The sequence below is a fragment of the Lactobacillus sp. ESL0700 genome (genome assembly GCF_029392095.1).
GTDB lineage: Bacteria > Bacillota > Bacilli > Lactobacillales > Lactobacillaceae > Lactobacillus.
On record NZ_CP113930.1, the window covers coordinates 1,167,371 to 1,192,346 of the forward strand.

Annotated in this window: 22 protein-coding genes; 2 read left to right on the plus strand and 20 right to left on the minus strand. The window is 39.9% G+C overall.

Translation table 11 applies throughout. The features are described from left to right. Positions 1 to 11: 11 nt before the first annotated feature. From hrcA to OZX63_RS05625, 20 genes are all read right to left on the minus strand, one after another. Positions 12 to 1,061 carry a heat-inducible transcriptional repressor HrcA gene (hrcA, locus tag OZX63_RS05530; RefSeq protein WP_277142216.1) on the minus strand — a complete coding sequence of 350 codons (1,050 nt, stop codon included), beginning with the start codon at positions 1,059 to 1,061 and terminating at the stop codon, positions 12 to 14. Positions 1,062 to 1,214: 153 nt separating this feature from the next. Further along, positions 1,215 to 2,144 (minus strand): riboflavin biosynthesis protein RibF, encoded by a 930-nt coding sequence (gene ribF / locus OZX63_RS05535; RefSeq protein WP_277142219.1) that lies wholly within the window; start codon positions 2,142 to 2,144, stop codon positions 1,215 to 1,217. Between the two features lie 19 nt (positions 2,145 to 2,163). Continuing rightward, positions 2,164 to 3,057 carry a tRNA pseudouridine(55) synthase TruB gene (truB, locus tag OZX63_RS05540; protein ID WP_277142221.1) on the minus strand — a complete coding sequence of 298 codons (894 nt, stop codon included), beginning with the start codon at positions 3,055 to 3,057 and terminating at the stop codon, positions 2,164 to 2,166. Between the two features lie 44 nt (positions 3,058 to 3,101). Then, positions 3,102 to 3,464 (minus strand): ribosome-binding factor A, encoded by a 363-nt coding sequence (locus tag OZX63_RS05545; RefSeq protein WP_277133676.1) that lies wholly within the window; start codon positions 3,462 to 3,464, stop codon positions 3,102 to 3,104. A 21-nt stretch (positions 3,465 to 3,485) separates the two neighbouring features. Beyond that, positions 3,486 to 6,131 carry a translation initiation factor IF-2 gene (infB, locus tag OZX63_RS05550; RefSeq protein WP_277142223.1) on the minus strand — a complete coding sequence of 882 codons (2,646 nt, stop codon included), beginning with the start codon at positions 6,129 to 6,131 and terminating at the stop codon, positions 3,486 to 3,488. 4 nt (positions 6,132 to 6,135) lie between these two features. Then, the gene (locus OZX63_RS05555; protein ID WP_277142225.1) at positions 6,136 to 6,447 is read right to left on the minus strand and encodes a ribosomal L7Ae/L30e/S12e/Gadd45 family protein; all 312 of its coding nucleotides are present in this window, start codon (positions 6,445 to 6,447) and stop codon (positions 6,136 to 6,138) included. A 2-nt stretch (positions 6,448 to 6,449) separates the two neighbouring features. Beyond that, entirely contained in the window at positions 6,450 to 6,746 is a 297-nt protein-coding gene (locus tag OZX63_RS05560) for a YlxR family protein (protein ID WP_277142227.1), read from the minus strand. A gap of 18 nt (positions 6,747 to 6,764) precedes the next feature. Continuing rightward, on the minus strand, positions 6,765 to 8,015 hold the full coding sequence (gene nusA / locus OZX63_RS05565) for a transcription termination factor NusA (protein ID WP_277142228.1): 1,251 nt from the start codon (positions 8,013 to 8,015) through the stop codon (positions 6,765 to 6,767). 17 nt (positions 8,016 to 8,032) lie between these two features. After that, the gene (rimP, locus tag OZX63_RS05570; RefSeq protein WP_277142230.1) at positions 8,033 to 8,506 is read right to left on the minus strand and encodes a ribosome maturation factor RimP; all 474 of its coding nucleotides are present in this window, start codon (positions 8,504 to 8,506) and stop codon (positions 8,033 to 8,035) included. Positions 8,507 to 9,332: 826 nt separating this feature from the next. Continuing rightward, entirely contained in the window at positions 9,333 to 9,728 is a 396-nt protein-coding gene (locus tag OZX63_RS05575; protein WP_277142232.1) for a hypothetical protein, read from the minus strand. A gap of 144 nt (positions 9,729 to 9,872) precedes the next feature. Further along, positions 9,873 to 14,186: a PolC-type DNA polymerase III gene (locus OZX63_RS05580; RefSeq protein WP_277142234.1), complete on the minus strand. Its 4,314-nt coding sequence runs from the start codon at positions 14,184 to 14,186 to the stop codon at positions 9,873 to 9,875. A gap of 6 nt (positions 14,187 to 14,192) precedes the next feature. Then, positions 14,193 to 15,893, minus strand: coding sequence for a proline--tRNA ligase (locus OZX63_RS05585; protein WP_277142235.1), 1,701 nt, complete (start codon positions 15,891 to 15,893; stop codon positions 14,193 to 14,195). Between the two features lie 30 nt (positions 15,894 to 15,923). Then, on the minus strand, positions 15,924 to 17,180 hold the full coding sequence (gene rseP, locus OZX63_RS05590) for an RIP metalloprotease RseP (RefSeq protein WP_277142237.1): 1,257 nt from the start codon (positions 17,178 to 17,180) through the stop codon (positions 15,924 to 15,926). Between the two features lie 10 nt (positions 17,181 to 17,190). Next, a complete protein-coding gene (locus OZX63_RS05595; protein WP_277133660.1) occupies positions 17,191 to 17,988 on the minus strand; it encodes a phosphatidate cytidylyltransferase in 798 nt (265 codons plus the stop codon). A gap of 9 nt (positions 17,989 to 17,997) precedes the next feature. Next, positions 17,998 to 18,729: an isoprenyl transferase gene (locus OZX63_RS05600; protein ID WP_277133658.1), complete on the minus strand. Its 732-nt coding sequence runs from the start codon at positions 18,727 to 18,729 to the stop codon at positions 17,998 to 18,000. A gap of 7 nt (positions 18,730 to 18,736) precedes the next feature. Further along, positions 18,737 to 19,294, minus strand: coding sequence for a ribosome recycling factor (gene frr / locus OZX63_RS05605; protein WP_277142239.1), 558 nt, complete (start codon positions 19,292 to 19,294; stop codon positions 18,737 to 18,739). Then, entirely contained in the window at positions 19,294 to 20,019 is a 726-nt protein-coding gene (pyrH, locus tag OZX63_RS05610) for a UMP kinase (protein WP_277142241.1), read from the minus strand. The genes frr and pyrH overlap by 1 nt, the downstream gene beginning before the upstream one ends. Positions 20,020 to 20,150: 131 nt before the next feature. Further along, positions 20,151 to 21,026, minus strand: coding sequence for a translation elongation factor Ts (gene tsf, locus OZX63_RS05615; RefSeq protein WP_277142243.1), 876 nt, complete (start codon positions 21,024 to 21,026; stop codon positions 20,151 to 20,153). A gap of 29 nt (positions 21,027 to 21,055) precedes the next feature. Then, positions 21,056 to 21,844 (minus strand): 30S ribosomal protein S2, encoded by a 789-nt coding sequence (gene rpsB / locus OZX63_RS05620; RefSeq protein WP_277133652.1) that lies wholly within the window; start codon positions 21,842 to 21,844, stop codon positions 21,056 to 21,058. 159 nt (positions 21,845 to 22,003) lie between these two features. Next, complete coding sequence (locus OZX63_RS05625; protein WP_277142246.1) at positions 22,004 to 23,035, minus strand: GIY-YIG nuclease family protein; 1,032 nt, start codon at positions 23,033 to 23,035, stop codon at positions 22,004 to 22,006. 62 nt (positions 23,036 to 23,097) lie between these two features. On the opposite strand from OZX63_RS05625, the gene OZX63_RS05630 reads away from it, so the two are divergent. Beyond that, positions 23,098 to 23,712, plus strand: coding sequence for a 1-acyl-sn-glycerol-3-phosphate acyltransferase (locus OZX63_RS05630; RefSeq protein WP_277142248.1), 615 nt, complete (start codon positions 23,098 to 23,100; stop codon positions 23,710 to 23,712). 81 nt (positions 23,713 to 23,793) lie between these two features. Further along, a complete protein-coding gene (locus OZX63_RS05635) occupies positions 23,794 to 24,972 on the plus strand; it encodes a cyclopropane-fatty-acyl-phospholipid synthase family protein (RefSeq protein WP_277142250.1) in 1,179 nt (392 codons plus the stop codon). The last annotated feature ends 4 nt before the right edge of the window (positions 24,973 to 24,976 follow it).

A 24,976-nucleotide genomic window follows, 5' to 3' on the forward strand; every position in this document is an offset into this window, starting at 1 on the left:
GGCTAACCTCCTTATTTAAATCGACCATAATATTCAAGTAATTTCTTTGCCAGCTCATTTCTGAAATATTCAAGTAGGCCAATTACTTGTGAATACGGCATATTCGTTGGTCCTAGCAAGGCAATTACACCTTTGCCGTGGGAGCCAACACTATATTCTGCAGTTAACAAACTGTAATCCTTTAATAATTCGTTTGGTAATTCTGAGCCTAAACTAACCCTAACAGGAAAGCGACCCGAATTAGAAGTTGGCCGGTAGGCCACAAGATTGGCAATCAAATCATCTTGATCAACCAACTCATACAGCGAACGAATGCTTGAAACATCATTTGTTGAAGTATTATTTAACAAATTAATTTGACCATCAACGTATAGCTGCTCGCTAGCAGCATCGTTAATGACATCTTCAACCAAATCAATCAGTTCGCTAGCATGCTTACCACTGATATTTTGACCAACAGCCTTATTAAGCAGTTCCGGCGTGATTTCAGTTAAACTTTTACCGACTAGTTCATCGTTAATCATACGGACGGCTTTTTCAATTTCGTCGCCATGAACATTGTGCGGTAAATTATAAACCTGATTCTGAACACTGCCATCACTAGTAACCAGAATTGCCATCACCTGGCGACCAACTAGCGGTACAATCCGAAATCCCGTTACAGTTACATCCCGGTTCTCTGGTCCTTCCGCAAATGCCGTATAATTAGTTAAATCGGATAAAATTTTAGCAGCTTCCTGAACAATTTCGTTAACTTGATGAAACGGTCGGTCAAGCTGACTAATAATTTTGGTATAAACAGATTCCGGTATTTGCAGTGGCTCGACTAAATTATCAAGATAATAGCGGTAGCCCTCACTGGAAGGCACGCGACCACTAGAAGAATGAGTCTTTTCAATTAAGCCCTTATCTTCTAGGACAACCATCTCATTTCTGATGGTTGCACTCGACACCTTAATCGGCAACTGATTCATCACTGTCTTCGAACCTACTGGATCATGAGTCTGTGTAAAGTCATTAATGATTGTTTTTAAAATAAGTTCTTGACGTTCGGTCAACATAAATATCGCCCTCACTTTTAGCACTCTCATATCTTTTGTGCTAACAATTATTATGATACTAGCATTTAGCAGAATGTCAAGCCGAGTGCTAAAAATATTTACATTTTCTAACAGCAAAAAATTTCCACCTACCGTTTAAGTAGATGGAAGTCTTTATTTGTCAGCAAAGTAAGCCTTGATTTCTGCTTCATCATGCGTCATTTGCTTTTTTAATCCTGCAAGATCAGCAAATTTTATTTCACCTCGGGTATATTTATACCACTTGATAACCATCTTTTCCCCGTATGCTTCTTGGTCGAAGCCAAACAGGTTAGATTCAATAAAAATCTGTTTGCCTTCATTAATCGTCACGTTGTAGCCAACACTAGTCATAGAATCATACCATTTGTCGCCGATGTTTGTTCTGGTTGCATAGACACCAACTTTAGGCAAAACCTTGTTTTCCGACCAAACCAAATTAGCCGTAGGAAAGCCTAACTTATGCCCATTACGTAGACCGTGGCCGACAATGCCAGACATGACATATGGCGAGCCTAACAGCTTGGTTGCTAGCTCCATATTGCCGTCACTAACTGCTTTTCTGATTTCAGTTGAGCCAATTTTCTGACCCTCATAAGTTTGCTTGGGAACATCAATAATATCAAATCTTCCTTTAGCAAATTTAGGGAAGTTTTTCATATTGGCAATGTCTTTTGGCCCGTAAGTATAATCAAAACCGGCAACAACGGTATCTGCTTTTAGTCGCACGATAATCTGGTCGACAAATTCTTGCGCTGTTAATTTGCTAAATTCGTCATTAAAATGAATGACAATCAAGTAATCGACACCCAATTGCGCCATTTTATAAGCCTTCTCATCCAGACTATCAATGTAAACAACCTTAGCATTTTGATAAACTTCTTTTGGATGACGGTCAAACGTCATGACAACAAGTGGCAAGTGCTTTTTAGTTGCTGCTTCACGCGCTAATTCAATCAAGTTCTGATGTCCGCGGTGAACACCATCAAAAAAACCTAACGCTAATACGATTTTACTTGGTATTAAATTTTCTTTAACTGGATAAGTTAAATGGATAATTTGCACAATAAGACCTTCATTTCACCTATTCATTTTGCAAGAGCATCAAATTAGGACGATAGTTTTCCGTATCCTTTTGATAAATTGCCTTAACCTTATTATTGTATCGTAATGCAACCTGATTTGCATCAGTTTCTAAAGCAATCGCTGCCCCATTTTTCACTTTTAGCCATTGACCCATAGTTAAGTCAACTTGCGTGTAATCTTTAAAAAAGGCATCGATTGGCTGAATCAGTTGCTCGGCTTTACTTGGGTCAGCCACAATTTCATGCAAGCTGACTGCCTGACTAATATCAAAGCCAGAGCTAGCTGTTCTGCGCAAATTACTCATTACAGCTGGCACACCTAGCTTATCACCCAAATCATTGACTAATGAACGCACATAAGTCCCCTTACTGCATTCAATTGCAAACGCAAATTCTTCTTGACCTTTTTCTTCGTCAAAAGCTGGTTGTGCAGTTAAGTCATAAGCTAAGACATTAACCTGCCGCTTAGGCCGTTCAACCTCAATCCCTGCACGGGCATATTCGTATAAGTGCTTACCATTAACGCGCACGGCTGAATAAATTGGTGGCACCTGCTCAATCTTGCCGACAAACGACTGCATCCCCTGAGTAATTATATTAGCTGCAAGCGGTTCTGTCATTTTTTTAGTTGCCAAAGTTGTGCCACTAATATCGTAACTATCAGTAGCGTAGCCAAAAATCCCCTTGCCAACATATTTTTTGTTTTGCGTGTGCATTAATTCAATCAGCTTAGTTGCCTGACCAATCGCAATCGGCAAGACACCAGTAACATCGGGATCAAGCGTTCCAGCATGACCGATTTTTTTGATATGTAAGGCTTTGCGGAGATGGTACACAACATCGGCGCTAGTCATCCCCTTAGCCTTATCAACTACTAAAATTCCGTTTAACATTTTTAACCCGTTCCCACTAAAAAAGCGCCACAATGGCGCCTTTTTTAATTGTTACGATCTGCTTCTTGCTTTTTTAAATCAGCAATTAACTTATCGATTTTACTACCATATTTAACAGAGTTGTCCCGCTTAAAAATTAATTCGGGAACTTTATAGACTGTCAAAACTTGCCCAAGCAAGTGACGCATCATCCCCTTGGCTTTTTCTAAGCCAGTAGCAACCTCTTCTTCCTTTTTTGGATCTTCAGAAAGAATACTGTAATAAACAGTTGCATATGATAAATCATTAGTACATTCAACCGCAGTAATCGTAACATCATTGACACGCGGATCACGAATATTTTTCCGCAAAATTTTGGTTAATTCACGGAGGATTTCTCCTTCAACACGACCAATTCTGTGCTTCATACTTTCCTCCTAGCAAAATTACTAATTAGGCTTAACCTCTTGCTTTTCAGTTGCTTCAAGTTGATCGCCAATCTTAATATCGTTGTAGCCTTCAATTGTTAAACCACAATCGAATCCCTGCTTAACCACTTTAGCATCGTCCTTGAACCGCTTAAGTGAAGCAACTTTACCAGTGTAGATTACCACACCATCACGAATTAAGTTAATGGTTGAATCACGAGTAACATAACCAGAATCAACAAAGGAACCAGCAATTGTACCAACCTTCGAAACCTTCCAAGTTTCACGAACAGTTAAGCTACCAACAACTTTATCTTCATAAGTTGGCTCAAGCATCCCTTGCATCGCAGCCTTCACATCATCAATTGCCTTGTAAATAATGCTGTAAAGACGAATATCAACGCCATCAGCTTCAGCTTGTGACTTAGCAGTTGCAGTTGGCCGAACGTTGAATCCAATGATGAAACCGTTAGAAGCACCAGCTAAAGTAACATCTGATTCATTAACGGCACCAACACCCGCGTGAATAATGTTAACGCGAACACCTTCAACTTCAATCTTTTCAAGTGATTGTTGCAGAGCTTCGGCAGAACCTTGAACATCAGCCTTTAAGACAATGTCAACTTCCTTCATGTTTTCTCTCTTCATTGTATCAAAGAGGTTATCTAAAGTAATATGTTGAACATTTTCTCTTGATTGTTGCAAAGCTTGTTGTGCTCTTTGTTCACCAACGCTGCGGGCAGTCTTTTCGTCATCAAAGACAACCAACTTGTCGGCAGATTCAGGCACATCATTCAACCCAGTAATTTCAACTGGCATTGATGGTGTTGCCTTGTCAATTTGCCGACCACGATCGTTAGTCATTACACGTACGCGACCGAAGCGGTTACCGACAACGATTGGATCACCGGTATGCAAAGTACCTTGTTGAACAAGTAAATCGGCAACTGGACCACGTCCACGAGACAGCCGAGCTTCAACAACTGTACCAATTGCTTGCTGCTTAGGATCAGCTTTCAATTCCATCACGTCAGCTTGCAGTAAAATCATTTGTAACAAGTCGTCAACATTTTCACCGGTTTTAGCAGAAATGTTAACAAAGATTGTGTCGCCACCGTAATCTTCTGGAATCAAGTTGTACTTCATCAACTGCTCAGTAACGTGTTGCGGGTTTGCTCCCGGAGCATCCATCTTGTTGATTGCTACGATAATTGGCACCTTGGCACTCTTAGCGTGATCAATGGCTTCAATTGTCTGTGGCATGACACCGTCATCAGCAGCAACAACCAAGACAACAATATCAGTTATTTCAGCACCACGCTCACGCATGTTTGAAAAGGCCGCATGTCCTGGAGTATCCAAGAAGGTAATTAAATGATCACCAACGTGAACTTGGTAAGCACCAATCTTCTGGGTGATACCACCAGCTTCATGAGCAGAAACATGTGTATGACGTAAACGGTCAAGCAAAGTGGTCTTACCGTGATCAACGTGACCCATGATTGTAACAACTGGTGGACGCTTAATCTGATTCTTCGATTCTTTAGATGCTTCCATGCGCTTACTGTAAAGCGTATCAATATCAGAAATATCCTCATGAACCTTTTCTTCTGCATTAATGCCATATTCAGCTGCAATCAATTCAATCGTATCTTTATCCAAAGATTGGTTTTGGTTAGTCATTACGCCCAGCATAAATAACTTCTTAACGATTTCTGCTGGTTCACGGTGTAAAATCTTACCCAAATCTTGAGCATTCATCCCAACTTCGTAAACCAAAGTCTCTGGTAATGGACGCTCTTTTCTTTGAGTTGGTTGCTTCTTAGGTGTTTGGTCAATTTGACGACGCTTGTTCTTACGCTTACGACGTTCTTGACGGTCAGAATGATTGTTACCACCATTATTGCCAAAAGTTTGGTTTCTGCCCTTACGACCAGGTTTACCAGAATTACGTGAGGTATAGCCATTGCCACGGCGCTTTTCTTCCTTAACGGGCTCTGGACCAGCATTATTAACTTCTGGTTGTTGTCTAGCAGCTGGTTCGTTTTGCTTCATTCTTGCTGGCGAAGGCTTAATAATCTTTGGACCAATAACCTTTGTCTCAGTTGTCTTTTCTTTTGCAGGTGCCTTAGGTGCTGCAGCAGTATCTTTAGCTTCTTCAGCTGCCTTAGGATTTTGCAAATGCTCATGATAAGCCTTACGTGCCTTGTCAGCTTGCTTATTCAAGCTGCTTTGTTCAACACGTTGCTTTTGCTTTAATTGCTTAAGCAAATCTTGAGCTGCTGGCTTAGAAGTACGCGCAGTGGAATTAGTATTATTACTTGAACGACGGTCTTGGTTACGCTCTTGCGAGTTATGGTTATTAGGCCGGCGATTGTTTCTGCGGCGATTATTATTTCTATTGCCAGTTTCTTCATCATGCTTCTTCTCATTCTTACGAATAGAAGTAACAGAAACCTTGATTTTGCTGCTCTTTTTAGCAGTCTTCTCTTGCTTTTTAGCGGGAGCGGAGCTATGGAAACTACCCTTTAATTGACTTACTTGTGAATCTTCTAGTGATGACATATGGTTTTTAACATCAAAGCCGAGGTCCTTTGCTTTTTTAACCACAACTTTATTATCGATGCCTAATTCTTTTGCAATTTCGTAAATTCTTTTTTTAGCCATCCAATCACACTCCTTCATTAATCTTTTGTACTAATGCTTTGCAAAAACCAGCGTCAGTTAAGCCCAACACCTTACGTTCTTTACCAATTGCATGCGACATCTCATCGCTGCTAAATTCAGTAATAACCTTAACGTCATTCTGCTTAGCTGCTCTAGTGATCTTCTCACTTGTATCGGCATGGCTGTCATTAGCCAAAATAACTATCTTGATTTGCTTTGCTTTAAGGCCAACTAATACAATTTCAAGCCCAGAAACTAGTTTCCCAGCTCGTTGCGCAAGCCCCAGCAAATTTAATGCTTTTTGTCTATTTTGCAAATTTATTTATCACCAAACAATTCTTTTCTTGCCTTTTGATGATCTACATAAGAGTAAAGATCTTCATAAAACGAGTCCGGCACTTTGGCACCTAAGCTTCGTTCTAAGACACCTTTTTCTTGTGCAAATTTGATCTTACTTGGATCTAGTGATACATATGCACCGCGCCCTGGTTTTTTACCACTAGGATCAACAGCAACATTCTTGTCCTTGTCAATCACAATCCGCACTAATTCCTTTTTGGGCTGCATGGTATCAGTTAATAGATCTTTCCGCATTGGAATTTTTCTTTTTTTCAAAAGAACTCACCCCTAGACTTATTCTTCGTCTGCTTCTTCTTCAGATTCAGCTAGCTCTTCTTGCTCTTCTGCATCATCAGCTTGGGCTTCTAAATCATCATCAGTAGCTTCGACTTCTTCAGCAGCAGTTTCATTTTCAGTGTCAGCAACAGTTTCATCAGTTGTATTTTCCGCTGCTTCTGCAGCTTCTTCATTATCTTCGTTGGCAGCCTTGCTACTTTCATCAACAAATTCAACTTCTGATTCTGGTCTAATATCAATCTTGTAACCAGTTAAGCGAGCAGCTAAACGAACATTTTGACCCTTTTTACCAATTGCTAGCGATAATTGATAATCAGGAACAATTACAAGAGCACTCTTTTCATCTTCATCATCGCCAAATTGAACGGCAATAACTTCAGCTGGATTCAGCGCATTTGCAATAAAGTCTGATGGGTCTTCTTCGTACTTAACAACGTCGATGTTTTCGCCATCAAGTTCATTAACCACATTTTGCACCCGGGCACCACGTTGACCAACACAAGTACCAACAGGATCGATGTTAGGATCATTTGACTTCACCGCAATCTTGGTCCGATCGCCAGCTTCACGGGCAATTGAAACAATTTCAACAGTACCATCAAAGATTTCTGGGACTTCTTGCTCAAACAAGCGCTTGACCATATTTGGTGCAGTCCGAGAAACAGTGATTTGCGCACCCTTAGAATCAGAACCAACATGAGTTACAAGAACACGAATTTGGTCTTGTGGGTTGTAAGTTTCGTTAGGCATTTGGTCATTGTGTGGCATAACGGCTTCAACATTACCAATTTTAACATAAACGAAGCGATTATCACGTCTTTCAACTGTACCAGTAATCAGTTCATCCTCATATTGTGAATACTCGTCAATGATGTGATTACGTTCTGCTTCACGCAAATGCTGCATGATAACTTGTTTAGCAGTTTGCGCAGCAATCCGACCGAAGTCCTTTGGCGCAACTTCAAAACGAATTTCGTCGCCAACTTCATAAGCTTTATTGATGTTTAAGGCATCTTTTAAACTATATTCAAGTCGTTCGTCATGAACCTCATCAACAACAGTCTTAACTGCTAGTAATTTAAAATTACCTTTGCGTTCATCAAATTCAACTTCTACATTTTGTGCTTGATTATAGTTCTTTTTGTAAGCAGCAACAAGAGCTGCCTTAATTGCTTCGACAATAACGTCTTGCTTGATACCTTTTGTCTTCTCTAAAGTAGCAAACGCCTCTAGCATTTCTTTAGACATAAGTTTAATCAGCCTTTCTAAAATTCAATTGCAAAACGGATATTTGCAATCAACTTGCGAGGAATAGTTAATCGTTTCCGTCTCGTCTTAATCTTTATTTCTAACTCGATTTCATCATCATTAAATGACTTGAGCGTACCCTCATAATTTTTTTCACCGTCAAGCTTTTGATAAAGGCCAACATGAATGTAATTATCAAGGGCTTTTTGCCAATCTTTCTTCGTTTTAATTGGTCGCTCAACACCGGGTGAAGATACTTCTAAAACGTAAGGTTCAGGGAACGGATCAGGCTCAATCTCGTCAAGTTTAGTTGAAACCAGTTCACTAAGCCCGACGATTTCATCCATATCAATTCCGTTTTCACGGTCAACATATATTCTTAAATAATTTTGGCCTTTTTCTTTTACGTATTCAATGTCCACCAACTCGTCATTGCGCTCTGCAACTATTGGTTTGATTTCTGTAAGAACAAGATCTGTAACTTTCGCCAAATATTTTCCTCCGTAATAAAAAGAGTGAGCAAAAAATACTGCTCACTCGAATTAATTATCCGAACTTCTTATTTACTATATCATATTTTGACAATAATCACAACGAATAGAACAAAATAGTTAGTGTTACTTCATTAGCTCACTTGACAGATTGAAAATTGCTGTAAAGAAATTTAGAGTAAAAAAATAGAATATCCAAATTCAAAAACGATCAATTAAGCTCACATCAAGCGTTAAGTTTTGATAAAAATCTTATCAATTTATTGTATTAAAATAATATTATAGCAGATTTAGCAATTAACTTTTGCTATAATTAATCTAACATGAGTAGAAGCTAGAAATGCGGTGACTAATTTCTCGACTGGGAGATAATGCGTATGGTGTAAAAAGCTATACCTGCAAAATTTTAAGGAAAGGTTTTAGTCCAGTATCTTTTGGATACTGTTATTGCAATCTTTGCTGGACTTGCGGTGCTTTTATGGCTAGCTAATCGGATTATTAAGCTATTTAATAGTTTGTTAGATAATGCTGCAAAGACACCAAAAAAGTTGAGGCATTGTATTGCGGCTTGGAAAAAATCTAAGCACGAAAAAAACCGCTCTAGTTTGACCGACTAGCGGTTTTCTGTTGAAAATTATTAGTTAAGTCACCGCTTTTAAGCGGAAACTCATGTTAAGAAGCTCTACTACCAATAGGGCTTCTTTTTATTTACAGCATTATTATAGCATGAGCACCAGCGGTATGCAATTTTGTTAGCGTCAGTCTTTTGCAAACAACAGTCTGCACCTGTTGCTATTTGTAATTCTACTTGAAAATATTCATCAATTTAACCCTTAATTAATCTACTCATTGCAGTTTCAACTTCCGCGTACGGCAGATAATTATCCCGAAACTTCTTGGCCTCGCTCATCATTGGCAATTGCTGCTGCCCAATTTCTACTTCTGCCTTATCAGTCGCAATCCCTAATTGGTTAGCGAGATAAAATTGCAGCGGTGCTGAATGAATGTGGTTGTACACGATCTTAAAATCATGGTCAGCTCCATACTTTTCTTGAGCAACCGTCAGCTCATGCAGTAAATGCTCCCGCTGGTTAGGGTACCCCGACTGATTAGCAATATTCTTGCTAGAATAAAGTGAACGCTTAGTGTTTAAACTTACATCGGCATTATTGGGATCAGTAAAATTACTGATAATATCTTGTGCTTGTTTAATAGTTACCATTTCTTGCCTTCAATCAACTAAATAAAATCTTTTACTTATATTATATCTAGATAGGTTGGTAAAAGTGAAACAAAGAATAATTTCTTTTCCTTAAAATTAATCACACAAAAAATCGCTAGTCCAATAACTAACGATTTTCTTATATTAAATATCAAATAATGACAATTGATTTTGGTCGGGCATCCCTTCCAAAACGCCATTATCTTCTAAATAGTCCATAATTGTTTGCGAAACTTTGCCACGCTTAGACAAATCTTCTTTTGACAAGAATTTTTGTTCAGCACGAGCCGCAACAATTTGTTTAGCCGCATTATTACCAAGTCCGGGTACGGCGTTGAATGGCGCTAAAATCGTGTGTTGGTTAAGAATCTTAAAATTAGTTGCTTCTGACTGGTTGATGTCAACCATCTTAATCTTAATTCCTCGCTCCAGACACTCATTAGCAATCTCAAGCACCGTCAATAAACTTTTATCTTTAGCAGAAGCATCGTTACCCTTGTCTTGAATGTCAGCCATTGCCTTTTTGACCGTATTTTTTCCATGACTCATCGCAACTAAGTCGAATAAGTCAGCCCGCACGGAAAAGTAAGCCGTGTAATAAATCTCGGGATAGTAAACCTTGAACCACGCAATTCGCAGCGCCATTAAAATGTAGGCAGTAGCATGCGCCTTCGGGAACATATACTTGATTTTAAGACATGACGGGATATACCAATTTGGAATTTTGTCATTTTTCTTCAAAACAGCCATGTCGTCATCGCTAATTCCGCGACCATGACGCACAGATTCCATTGTCGAAAAGGCGACTTCTGGCTTAACACCCCAGTGAATCAAGTCCATCATGATGTTGTCCCGACAACCAATTACGTTCTTCAGCTTGCAAGTACCGTCATTAATCAGTTCCTCGGCGTTTCCTAGCCACACATCAGTACCGTGTGACAGTCCAGAAATCTGCAATAATTCTGAAAAAGTTGTTGGCTTAGTCTCCTCAAGCATCCCCCGAACAAATCTGGTACCAAATTCTGGTACGCCTAAGGTACCAGTTTCTGATTGAATTTGTTCTGGCTTCACACCCAAAATTTTCGGACTAGAGAACAGCGACATGACACCAGGATCATCAGGTGGAATTGTCAATGGGTCAATTCCTGATAAATCCTGCAACATTCTGATCATCGTCGGGTCATCATGCCCCAGAATATCAAACTTTAAGATATTATCATGAATGGAATGGAAGTCAAAGTGCGTCGTCAACCACGCCGCATTGACATCATCGGCAGGATATTGCACAGGCGTGAAATCATAAATGTCCATATCATCAGGCACAACAACAATTCCCGCGGGGTGCTGTCCAGTTGTTCGTTTAACACCACTGACACCAGCAGCTAATCTGTCAAGCTCGGCACCACGCAAGTTCAGCTCTTGTTCTTCGTCATAATGCTTAGCATAACCATATGCGGTCTTGTCTGCCACCGTGGCAATTGTCCCAGCCCGATAAGAATTATCTGGCCCAAACATAACCCGAATAAAGTTATGTGCTACTGGCTGATAGTCACCCGAAAAGTTCAAATCAATATCGGGAACCTTATCACCGTGGAAGCCCAAGAAAGTGGCAAACGGAATATCTTGCCCATCTTTGACTAGTTCAGCACCACATTTTGGACACTTTTCATCAGGCAAGTCATAGCCTGAACCATATTCACCATTCTCAAAGAACTTAGAATACTTACACTTTGGACAGCGATAATGTGGTGCCAACGGATTAACTTCCGTAATCCCAGACATGGTTGCAACCAAACTTGAACCAACAGATCCCCGCGAGCCAACTAAGTAGCCATCCTTGTTGGACTTGGCAACTAACCGCTGTGAAATCAAGTAAATAACCGCATAACCATTGGAAATGATCGAGTTTAATTCCATTTCTAAACGGTCTTGGACGATTTTTGGCAATGGCTTGCCATAAAGCTCGTAAGCCTTATCGTAAGTCAGCCGCTTCATTTCTTCATCGGCATTATCAATGTGCGGTGGGAACAGGCCATCCTTGATTGGTGCGATTTCTTCAGTTGACGCCGCAATTTTATTCGGATTGGTAATGACAATCTCTTTAGCAGCTTCTTCGCCAAGAAAACTAAAGGCATTAAGCATTTCCTGCGTGGTATAAAAGTGTAAGTCGGGCTGCGTTTTGTTGCGATCAGGATTACTTCGCTGCGCAGAAATTAAAATTGTGCGGTAAATGGCATCATGCTTTTCAACATAATGGGCATCCCCCGTAGCCACAACCGGCTTATTCAATTCCTTACCCAGCTTATAAATATTGGTTAAAATTTCTTCTAACTCTGCCTCATCACTAATCAAATGGTCCACAATCATTTGCGCATAATTTGCAGGTGGTTGGACCTCAAGATAATCATAAAACTTAGCCTTTTTACGAGCCTCGTCATAACCCTTTTGCATCATGGCTACAAAGACGTCGCCTTGCAAACAGCCAGAGCCATACAATAAGCCCTCATGATATTGCGCTAAGTCTGACTTAGGTGTTCGCGGTATCCGATAAAAGTCTTTGGTGCTGGCTATTGAAATTAAACGGTACATGTTTTTAAGTCCCGCCTGATTTTTAGCTAAAATTGTCATGTGCGACGGCCGCGCTCGCTTAAAGACCTGACCATGCGCGGCATAATCATTCATCTTGCCTAGGTCATCTTCATCAAACTTGGCGTTAAACGCATCAAGCAGCTTAAACATCAGATAACCTGTCGCTTCGGCATCCTGATTGGCACGGTGGTGATGTTCCAAGACAACATTGTACTTTTTAGCTAGCGAATCCAGTGTATGCCGTGTTTGCTCTGGGTGCAACAAGCGCGATACTTCCAGTGTATCGACAACTGGTTGCGTAATCTCTTGAAGACCAGCTCTTCTTAGTGCCGCATTAACAAAGCCAACATCGAATTGAACGTTATGCCCACATAAAGGCCGCTCGCCATAAAAATCTTGGAACTGCTTAATAACAACAGCTTCATCGTCAGCCGCCCCAACTTGCTCGTCAGTAATCGAGGTTAAATTAATCGTTTGCTCACTTAATGGGTGGTGTGGATTAATGAACTTATCAAAACGCTCGATGACTTCGCCGTCTTTCATCTTGACAGCACCAATTTCAATAATTGTGTCGTAAACCGATGATAGACCTGTAGTTTCAACGTCAAAAATAACAAATTCGCGGTTTTCATAAGTCATTGGCGCCGGATTTAGTACAAGCAGCGCATGATCGTCAATCATGTTGGCTTCAACGCCATAAACAATTTTAATCCCGTTTTTCTTACCGACATTATAAGCTTCAGGGAATGATTGAACATCGGCGTGGTCAGTGATTGCAATTGCCTTTTGGCCAAACTTTTTAGCAGCAAGAATAAAATCTGTTGCCGTATTAGTGGCATCAAGTTGACTCATATTCGTATGCAAATGCAGCTCAACGCGTTTTTCTTCGCCTTGATATTCTTCCGTTCGGCCAACATGCTCGACAACTTCAAAACTAGAAATATTAAAGACAACATCGTGCTGCCATTGGTCATCAGCAGCTGAGCCCTGCATTTTAGCCCAAGTACCTGGCTTTAATTCTGAAACACTCTTGATTTGTTCTTTATCAGAAACAAATTTTTTAAATGAAATTGAATCGCTATAATCTGTAATTTCACCGGTAAAAATAATTGCGCCGGACTTTAATTCTCGACTCTCAGTATTAAAAATATTACCTTCGATAACGACATTTCTAGTACCATCAACTACATCTTTAATTTGCGTAATTGGCAGACTTTCATCAAGCTTACGGTTGCCATAACGGGTCTTCTTAGTTGGATAAGCTTGCGGTTTTGGTTTTTCTTTAGGCGGCGCTGCATTATAAGCTTCCTGCATGCTCTGCTCATGTTGCTCCTGCAATTGCTGCAGACTAGCTAAATTACTTTGCGTGTTTTGTTCGTCAAGCTGCGTTACAAATTTTAGATTAAAGAAACCAAAGTCACGCATTTCTTCTGCTAATTGATCCAACATTTTTTGTTCAATTAAGCCATCAACCACTAAATTATCAACGGGAATAATCCAACGCCCATCTTCTTTTTTAGGCTTATGGCTGGAAATGAACTCACGAGCAACTGGCTGCAAAAAGTCCGAATTCTGCACAGCATAATGCCAATAATCTGTTAGATAATCATCAGCACCATCTTCAGTCCGAACAAAAAGCCGCGTGTTGACAAAAGAAGCAAAACTCGCGTTAATTGCCTTATTCAAAGCCGCATAAGTTTCAAATTTTAGCGGAGTAGTAAAAAGAACATGGATATCCCACTTATGTTCTTTAGCGTATACATCCACGTTCTCAATTTCACCTTTTTGAAGCAACTCATTATCCGTGAATTGTTCCGGAAAATGAATTTGCTCCAAAAGATGTAAGAAAAGTTTGTTTTTATCAGTCACGAAAAATTATCCTAACTCTTTATTTACAAAACTATCTAATTCAGCAACTGTAATTTCACTAGCCTTGTCATCAGTTGGGCGTTTAACTTCAACGATGCCTTCACTAGCCTTTTTACCAATCGTAATTCGAATTGGTGCACCAACCAAATCGGCATCGGCAAATTTAACACCAGCACGTTCATTACGGTCATCATATAAAACATCGTAATTAGCACTGTACTTTTGCTCTAATTCTTCAGCTAGCTTGGTTTGAGCATCGTCCTTCATCTTCATTTGGACAATGTGCACTGCAAATGGCGCAATTTCTTTAGGCCAAGCAATCCCAAACTTAGTTGCGTGTTGCTCAACAGCTGCTGATAACATTCTAGTGACACCAATTCCGTATGAACCCATGATTACCGGTTGAGTTTTACCATTTTGATCTAAGAAATCAGCACCCATGGTCTCAGTGTAGTATGTACCAAGCTTGAAAATGTGTCCGACTTCAATTGAGGTTGTGAATTTTAATGGTAAATGGTCAACTGGGTCTGGTTCGCCTTCATTAGCAACCCGAATATCACCAAATTGCTCAACTTTAAAGTCACGATCAAGGTTAGCGTTCTTCAATTGGTAACCGGTCTTATTGGCACCAACAACGACATTGTAAAGACCCTTGACTGTATTATCAGCAACGATCTTATCAGCCCAATCAGCCTTAACTGGACCAACGCCGCCTTTAGCAGCACCAGTGATTGCTTGCAATTCTTCGTCAGTTGCCACTCTCAATGAATCAGCATCAAGTAAATGAGTCAATTTGATTTCATTTACTTCCTTATCGCCGCGAATTAAAACTAGCACGTGCTCTTTTTCATCAACAATATAAAGAACACTCTTGACAATTCTAGTAGCTGGTACATTCATAAAGTCAACTAAGTCAGCAATTGTTTCCTGATCAGGAGTTGCAACTTCAGTAAGTGCTTGTAATTCTTCTGGTTCTTGCTTAAATGTGTCGTCACTCACTGCCATTTCAAGGTTAGCTGAATAAGTGCCAGTTTCATTAGTTGCAATCGTATCTTCACCAATTGCAGCTGGTGCTTGAAATTCAGTTGAATTTTTACCACCCATTGTGCCTGAGTCAGCGATTACTGGGTTTACTTGAACGCCACAACGACGATAAATTGCTTCAAAAGCACGTTTTTCATCATCAAATTGTTCATCAAGTTGGTCTCGTGTTGCCGCAAAGCTGTATGCATCAAGCATGATAAACTCACGTCCGCGTAAAAGACCAAATCGTGGTCGGTTTTCATCACGGTACTTAGTTTGAATTTGGTACAGTGCGATTGGCATCTGCTTGTAACTCTTGATATTTTTAGCGACAATCTCAGTAAAAGTTTCCTCGTGAGTTGGCCCCAAAATACTTTCACGACCATGACGATCCTTTAGACGGAACATTTCTGGGCCATACTTTTGCAAACGACCAGATTCTTCCCAGAGTGAAGCCGGCAGAAAATGTGGCATTGACATTTCTGGCACGTTAATCTTGGCCATTTCTTCTTCCATAATGTTTTCAGCCTTACGCAAAACGCGGTAGCCTAGTGGCAAATACGCATAAACTCCAGCTGTAACTTGGCGAATATAACCACCACGCAACATTAACTGATGACTTTTAGCCACAGCATCAGAAGGTGCCTCTTTCAATGTCGGCATAAATAATTTAGATTGACGCATTAATTTTCTCCCAAGAAAAATAAAAATTTTCTATTTAATAAAGTAACGATAAATATCATTACCAGTAACTGCAATAATTAGAACTAACAATAAGCCAAAACCAATCAGTTCAACCATTGCTTCGTGATCCTCAGAAATTGGCTTTCTGCGGATAATTTCAATAATGTTAAGCAAGAATTTACCACCATCAAGGCCGGGGATTGGAATTAGATTGACAATTCCCAAATTGATTGAAATCATTGCTAAAAAGGCAAGAATATAGGAAAAGCCCATTTTTGAAACCTGTGAAGTTTCCGAATAAATACCAACTGGACCAGATAATTTATTTAAACTGAAATGTCTAAATAATCCGCCAACAGCATTAAAAATCAAACCCGTGGTAGAAACAGCAGTATCCCAGCCGCGCTTAAATTTTACATTAGCGCGTTCATCACTACGGGCCAAAATTCCAATTTGGTAACTCGTTTGTCCCTGCTGCTTTACTGCTTTCGGTTTCACCTTGACAGTTTCTTTTTGACCATTTTTAAGTAAAGTAATGGCAATCGTCTTACCTTTACTCTGATCTACTTGTGTTGCAAGATCGTCAAAAGAGGTCGTTTGGTGGCCATTAATCGCAATAAATTTTGAACCTGGCTCAATCTTGGCAATCTGCGCAGGTGATCCCGGTGTAACTTGACCAACAGTAGTAGTCGCTGGACCAGGAACTGTAAATGTCCAGATCAAAAAAACGACAAATCCCAAAATAATATTCATTAACGGTCCAGCAATGTTAGTAGCTAATTTTTGCCAAACATTTGCTTGCTGAAATTGGGTATCACGCGGGGCAATTACTAACTCAGTCTTAGATTGGTCAATTATCGTCGCATCATGGTTAACGCGATACGTAACTTGTTTTTCTTCATCGCCATTTTCGTATCCAGTGATGAACAACTCATCAACTAAGTCAGACTTAGTTACTTGAACGGGAACGCCTTCAAGCGGAATATCAGATTCTGAAGCGTCGATTTTAACAACTTCATTTCGATCATTCAACTGCAAGATAACCGTCATCCCAGGATCTAATTTGGTTTCATCATCTTTACTTGCTAACCGCACATAGCCGCCTAATGGCAACCACCGAATTGTATAAGTAGTCGGATTACGCCGCACTTGAAAAAGCTTCGGTCCCATTCCAATTGAAAATTCTCGCACTAAAATACCGCATTTTTTAGCAACAATAAAGTGCCCAAATTCGTGAACAAAGACAAGAATGCCAAATACGACTAAAAAGATTAGTATGCCCTTCAATAGAATTCTCCTAGTGCATAATTCCTAACAAGGCAGCAACTACTGGTAATACAAATAGCATACTGTCGAACCGGTCCAAGATACCACCATGTCCCGGCAAGATTTTACCAGAATCCTTTACACCGTAGTAGCGTTTATATGCAGATTCCACTAAGTCGCCCATTTGCCCAACAATTGAAAGGAAAAAGGCAATGATAATCATTTGCATTTGTGGGTAACCTACTTGAACGCAGTACACGTAAATTGCTGCGCAAATAACGGCGCAAATTGTGCCCCCAATTGAACCTTCCCAGGTCTTATTAGGACTAATTACTGGCCATAACTTATGCTTACCAATCTGGCGGCCAATCATGTACGCACCAGTATCAGTTAACCACACAACAACAAAGACGTAGCACAAAAGCGCCAAACCGTTATTGCTGTTTCTAATGGCTGCCATATAGTGAAAACCAGTTCCAATATATAATGATGACAAGGTGTAGACACCAACATCATCAAAGGTCGTTTTATTCTTTGATAAAACTGTCCATGTCAGCATTAGCATAATAATAGCAAAGTACATGCCATACTTAGACCAGTGCCAAGGCATCCCCTTAATGAAAGAATCTGGAACTGCCCAAATAATTGTTGCTAATAGTGCCAATAAGAAATTAATCGACACTAAAATTTGTTTCTTCATCAGGAAGATTTCACTGATGCCAACTGCCGCAAAAGCCACAGTCAACCAATCCATCCAAAGACCGCCAACATAAACAATAGGAATAAATAAAATTAAAGCAATAACTGCTGTAATAACACGTTGTTTCATATAAACTACCTAACTATCTGATTCATCAACCTTGCCAAAACGGCGGTGACGATTTTGAAACTCACTTACGAATTTTTGCAGGTCGGCTTCATTGAAGTCAGGCCAATTTTTAGGGCTAAATGCCAATTCAGAATAAGCCAATTGCCAGAGCAAAAAATTAGAAATTCGTTGCTCACCTGAAGTCCTAATTAGTAAATCAGGATCACGAAAAGCACCGAATTTTGCCGTCATTAACCGCTCTGAAATCATTTCTTCATCAATTTGCTCGCTAGAAATCGCGCCACTTTCAATCATGCCGCCCAATTCCTTAACAGCTGAAGTAATTTCGCTGCGTGAGCCGTAATTAAACGCAAAGTTCAAGATTAAGCCAGTATTATTGGCGGTTTCTGCCATTGCTCGCTGAACAACATTATAAGTTTTAGGTGGCAATTCATCTAAATAACCCATGATGTTCACTTTAACATTATTCGCCATTAACGTCGGCATAAATTTGTCAAAAAAGCGAACTGGCAAATTCATCAAATAAGCAACTTCTTCTTTTGGTCGGGCCCAATTTTCAGTTGAAAATGCGTAAAGCGACAAAATTTTAATCCCTAGCTTATCGGCAGCTAACGTAATTCGCTCAACATTATTCATCCCCTCATGATGACCAGCAACACGTGGCTTGCCTTGGCGACGTGCCCAGCGACCGTTACCATCCATGATAATTGCAAGATGATTTAATTGATTTTTTTCTGCCATTCTGCCATTAACCTTTAGTAATTTCAGTCCGCTTTTTGTCAGCTACTTCATCAATCTTCTTGGTTGCATTATCAGTGGCTTTTTGAACTTGCTTTTCTAAATTACGTTGCTCGTCTTCGGTAATTTCATCGTCTTTTTGTTGCTTTTTGAGGCTATTCATTGCATCCCGGCGAACATTTCTAACCGCAATTTTAGCTTCTTCAGCTAACTTATTAACTTGCTTAGCAATTTCTTGACGTCTTTCACCAGTTAATTGTGGAATGACTAATCTAATCACCTTACCGTCATTGGCTGGAGTTAGACCTAAGTTGGAAGCAAGCAAAGCATGCTCAATATTATCTAAACTGCTTTGGTCATATGGTGTAATTAACAAAACGCGTGGTTCTGGGATAGTTACACTCGACATTTGTGTCAGCGGAGTTGGTGCACCATAATAGTCAACCTTAACATTTTCTAAAATTGCAGCGTTAGCAACACCAGCTCGAATTGAACCAAGATTTTTTTGGAAAACCGTAATTGATTTGTCCATATTTTCTTGGGCTTTTTTGATTGTTTCGTTATTCATTATTTACCACCTTCAATAACAGTACCAATTGGTTCACCCATGACTGCCTTCTTAATATTACCTTCAGTATTAACGTTAAACACAATAAGCGGTATGTTCGTATCCATTGAAAGCGAGCTTGCTGTCCGATCCATTACTTTTAAATCTTTGGCAATTAAATCAAGCTGCGTTAATTCCTGATACTTCTTAGCATTAGGGTCAAGCTTTGGATCAGCAGAGTAAACTCCGTCAACACCATTTTTAGCCATTAAAATAACGTCAGCATTGATTTCAGCAGCACGCAATGCAGCTGTTGTATCAGTTGAAAAGTATGGGTTACCTGTTCCACCACCCATAATTACAACCCGGCCTTTTTCCAAGTGCCGAATTGCCTTTCTTCTGATATACGGCTCAGCAATTTGCCGCATTTCAATTGAGGTCTGTAATCTGGTTGGCACGCCAACATGTTCTAAACCATCTTGAAGAGCTAAACCATTCATAATGGTTGCAAGCATTCCCATATAATCAGCTTGTGAACGTTCCATGCCTAGTTTTTCACCAGTTTCACCGCGCCACATATTACCGCCACCGCAGACAATACCAATATCAACGCCTAAATCGTGAACTGATTTGATTTCTTGAGCCAAATGACCGATAACTGTAGGGTCAATTCCTGTCCCCTTATCACCAGCGAGAGCTTCACCGGAAATTTTCAAAATAACACGCTTATATTTAACTTTAGTCATAGTGACCTCCTCATCATCTAAATATTTTACCATATTAAGCATTAAATTGTCCGACCACAAAATAAAAGACAACGATTTTATCCAGAAAAAAAGAGAAGGTTGTTACCCTCTCTTTTTAATTAACAAATAAATTACTTCATTTGTTCTTTTACTTCAGCAGCAAAGTCTTCTTGCTTCTTTTCAATACCTTCGCCAACTTCGTAACGGGTATAACCAACAACTTCACAGCCTTCTGACTTAGCATATTCAGCAACAGTCTTATCAGAATCCTTAACGTATGGTTGGTCAACTAAACAAATTTCACTTAAGTACTTGTTTACACGACCTTCAACGATCTTAGGAATAATCTTAGCAGGCTTGCCTTCATTTTCAGTTTCCTTAGTGAAGACATCTTTTTGCCGGTCAAAATCAGCCTTTGGTACAGAATCCTTGTTTAAGTATTCTGGATTAATTGCAGCTACGTGCATTGCAATGTTCTTAGCTGCTTCTTCGCTGTCACCCTTTAAGGTAACAAGAGCAACAATTGAACCACCGTTATGCTTGTAAGCACCAAATACTTCATCATCGTTCTTAGTTACTAAGTCGAATCTTCTCAAAGTAATCTTTTCACCGATAACAGCAGTCAAGTTGGTGATTTCTTCACCAATTGTTGAGTCACCCATTGGAGCCTTTAATGCTTCTTCAACATTAGCAGGCTTAGCAGCAAGAATTGCTTTAGTAACATCGTCAACTAATTTAACGAACTTGTCATTTGAAGAAACAAAGTCAGTTTCTGAATTGATTTCAACTAAAGCAGCAGTGTTGTCGTTAAATGCATATTCAGCTAAACCTTCAGCAGCAATTCTGCCGGACTTCTTAGCAGCCTTAGCAACACCGTTTTCTCTTAAAATATCGATTGCCTTTTCAATGTCTCCATCAGCCTTTACTAAAGCCTTCTTGGAGTCCATCATACCAGCACCGGTACGATCACGTAATTCTTTAACTTGCTTAGCAGTAATATTTGCCATTGATGTGTCCTCCTAGTTAGAAACAGTAATTATTCGTTGTCTGAATCTTCTTCAGTAGTTTCTGCTTCTTCAACACTTTCATCGTCAGCAGCACCATTAGCCATTTCAACTTCAACGCTTTCGTCGTCATCGTCTTGACCTTGCTTACCTTCGATAACTGCGTCAGCCATTGCACCTGAGATAAGGCGAATAGCACGGATAGCATCATCGTTTGAAGGAATTACAACGTCAACTGGAGTTGGGTCAGTATTAGTGTCAACCATTGCGACAACTGGAATACCTAAAATGTTAGCTTCGTGAACGGCAATCTTTTCCTTCTTAGGATCAACTACGAACAAAACATCTGGGATTCTAGGCATATCTTCGATACCACCTAAGAATCTTTCAAGCTTGTCCATTTCCTTAGTCAAAAGTGAAGCTTCCTTCTTTGGCAGTACTTCAAAAGTACCGTCTTCTGACATCTTCTTTAAGTCCTTTAATCTTTGTACTCGGCTTTGGATAGTCTTCCAGTTAGTCAAAGTACCACCTAACCAACGTTGGTTAACGAAGTATTGACCAGCACGAGTTGCTTCTTCAGCAATAGAATCTTGAGCTTGCTTCTTAGTACCCACAAAAAGAATAACGCCACCATCTTGAGCAACGGCTCTAACAAAAGCGTAAGCATCGTCTAACATCTTGATTGTCTTTTGCAAGTCAATGATGTAGATACCATTTCTTTGAGTAAAAATGTAAGGAGCCATCTTTGGATCCCATCTTCTAGTTTGGTGACCGAAGTGGACACCAGCTTCAAGTAATTGTTTCATTGAAACTACTGACATAATAAATTCCTCCTATGGTTTTTAATCCTCTCAAGCGGTCATTTCAATATTTCGCCAAGTGTTTGGCACCAAAATATTGATCGCTCTTGATGTGTTTTACCTGCGTGCCATATTTAGCACACCATAATAGAATACTAGATTTCAGCTTAAGATGCAAGACTAAAAATCAACTGCATGTTCATGCAAAAACTTTTCTTTCCATTGTCTTGGATGGTGCTTGAACCAATATTCTCTCTTCAGTGCTAAATTCTTATCAGCGAATTTTTCGTGATAAATCATTTTAACTGGTCGTCTTGCCTTGGTATACTTGGCACCCTTGCCTGAGTTATGAGCAGCTAGGCGCTTTTTCAAATCATCCGTAAAGCCGCCATAAAAGCTACCATCGCTGCATAATAAAACGTAAAAGAAATAATCCTTACTTTTTTGCCGCTTAGCTCGATCTTCTGGAGTTTCGCGGATAATACGCTGAATTACCGGCAAAAATTCCCCATTTTGATCATGAACCTCAATTGCATCCCTTAAGACCAAACCATCGCTAGCCGTGTGTTTAACGGCCTCAATGATGATTAAATTACTGTCGTCCCCGCGATGCGAAACAAAGGGCTGCACAAACTTAATGCTCAAGTCATGCTTCATACAGAAGTAGGCAATCTCATTCAGCCTCTCGGGCCGATGCACCATAAACATCTTCCCCTTCATCTTCAATAAGCCGCTTGCAGCCTCAATTATTTCTTCAAGATTGATTAAAATTTCATGCCGCGCAATTGCCTTTTTAGGATCAGGATTAATTTCATGACCCTCGGGCACCTTAAAATATGGTGGGTTAACAACTACGACATCATAGGAATCCTTACGTAAGAATTTGGCCACATCCTTAACATTTTTTTGAAAAACGGTTATCCTGTTTTCCATTTGGTTAAGCTCAATCGAACGTCGAGCTTGCGAGGCCGCTTCCTCCTGAATTTCCACTGCATCGTATTTTGCCCGGTTAAAATACGCCATATACATGCTGGCGGCACAGTTGCCAGCACATAAGTCGGCAACTTTTGACCGATCCCGAACTGCCTCTTTAGCTAGTGATGCCAAAAGCAAAGTATCTAATGAAAAACTAAACGCGGTTTTATCCTGAATAATCCTCAAATCATCACTATACATATAATCAATCCGTTCGCTATCTGCCAATTTCACCATAAAATTTTGTCCTTTCCCTGAGCTTTGCTATAATATTTTACAACAATTGGAGGAGTTTAATCATGTTTTATCATTTTGCTCGCGCAGCTGCGCGATTTATCGTTTGGATCCTTAACGGTCATTTACATGTTTATCACAAAGAACGCATCCCTGAAGGTAACTATATCTTAGCTGCACCACATCGGACTTGGTGGGAGCCAATTTTATTTGCACTAGCTGCTAGTCCCAAAGAATTTATGTTCATGGCCAAAATCGAATTATTTAAAAATCCAATTTTACGGTTCATCATGACTCACGCACATGCTTTTGCTGTTGACCGCAAAAATCCTGGCCCTTCAGCGCTTAAAATTCCAATTAAGGGCTTAAGAAAAGGTAACTTTTCCTTAATTATTTTTCCATCAGGGACAAGACACTCCACTGAGCTTAAGGCCGGAACGTTGGCAATTGCTAAATTATCGGGTAAGCCAATTGTCCCCGTCGTTTACCAAGGGCCACTCACCTTCGGTAATTTATTAAAGCGCCAACCACTTGATGTGTGCTTCGGTAATCCAATTCAAGTTGATCGGAAAATGAAATTAACCCATGAAAACGAAGCTGCATTTGATAAGCAGTTGCAAAAGGTTTGGGACCAAATTGATACCGAGCACAATCCAGATTTTCATTACGTTGCCAAATAAAAAAGATTGAATTCATTAAGAGTTCAATCTTTTTTGTTAGTGTTAAGATAAATATATTTGAATGAATGGAGGAATTTTAAGTTGTTAGAGAAAACTTTTTACAAAATGATGCTCAGTAAGTCGTTCCCGTTTCCGATTAAGGTTACCTATTGGGACGGCAAGAGTGAAATTTACGGTAATGGTAATCCAGACATTGAAATTATTTTTAATGAAAAAGTTCCAGTTACGGCAATTTCGCGCAATGCTTCTTTGGCATTAGGCGAAGCATACATGGATAAGAAAATCGAAGTCAAGGGCAGCTTGCAAAAATTAATTTGTGGTGCTTATGAAAGCTCGGATAGCTTTTTGCGGTCAAGTAAATTTCGCAAATTTCTACCAGAGCAAAAACACACCGAGGAACAAAGTGAAAAAGACGTTCAAAGCCATTACGACATCGGCAATGACTTCTACGAATTATGGCTTGACCCCACATTAACATATTCTTGCGCCTACTTTGCTGGGGACAATTACGATAATCTTGAACAGGCACAAATTGCTAAGATTCACCATATTTTAAATAAATTACATCCTGAAAAAGGCAAAACGTTGTTAGACATCGGTTGCGGCTGGGGCACGTTAATGCTGACGGCTGCTAAAGAATATGGCTTAAAGGTAACTGGTGTGACGCTTAGTGAAGAGCAATACAAACTGGTACAGAAGAAAATCTTCGATCAGAATTTGCAAGATGTGGCCGAGGTTAAGCTGGAAGATTACCGCGAACTTGGCGACAAGCAGTGGGATTACATTACTTCTGTCGGAATGTTTGAGCATGTGGGCAAGGAAAATCTGGCCCAGTACTTTAGTGATGTTGCCAAATATCTGAAAAAAGATGGTGTTGCCCTAATTCACGGAATTACCCGCCAGCAAGGTGGTGCTACTAATGCATGGCTTAATAAGTACATTTTCCCGGGTGGTTATGTTCCCGGTTTAAACGAAAACATCGAGCACATCATTGCCAGCGACATGCAAATTGATGACATTGAAATGCTTAGACGCCATTACCAAAGAACGCTAGAAATATGGGATAAGAACTTTAACCAACACCGTGACCAAATTCAAAAGTTGATGGGTGAACGGTTTACTCGAATGTGGGACCTATACTTGCAAGCCTGTGCTGCCTCATTTGAATCTGGTAACATTGACGTCATTCAATATCTGATCACCAAGGGCCCATCTGGTAAAAATCTCCCCTTAACTCGTGATTACATGTTAAATAAATAGACTA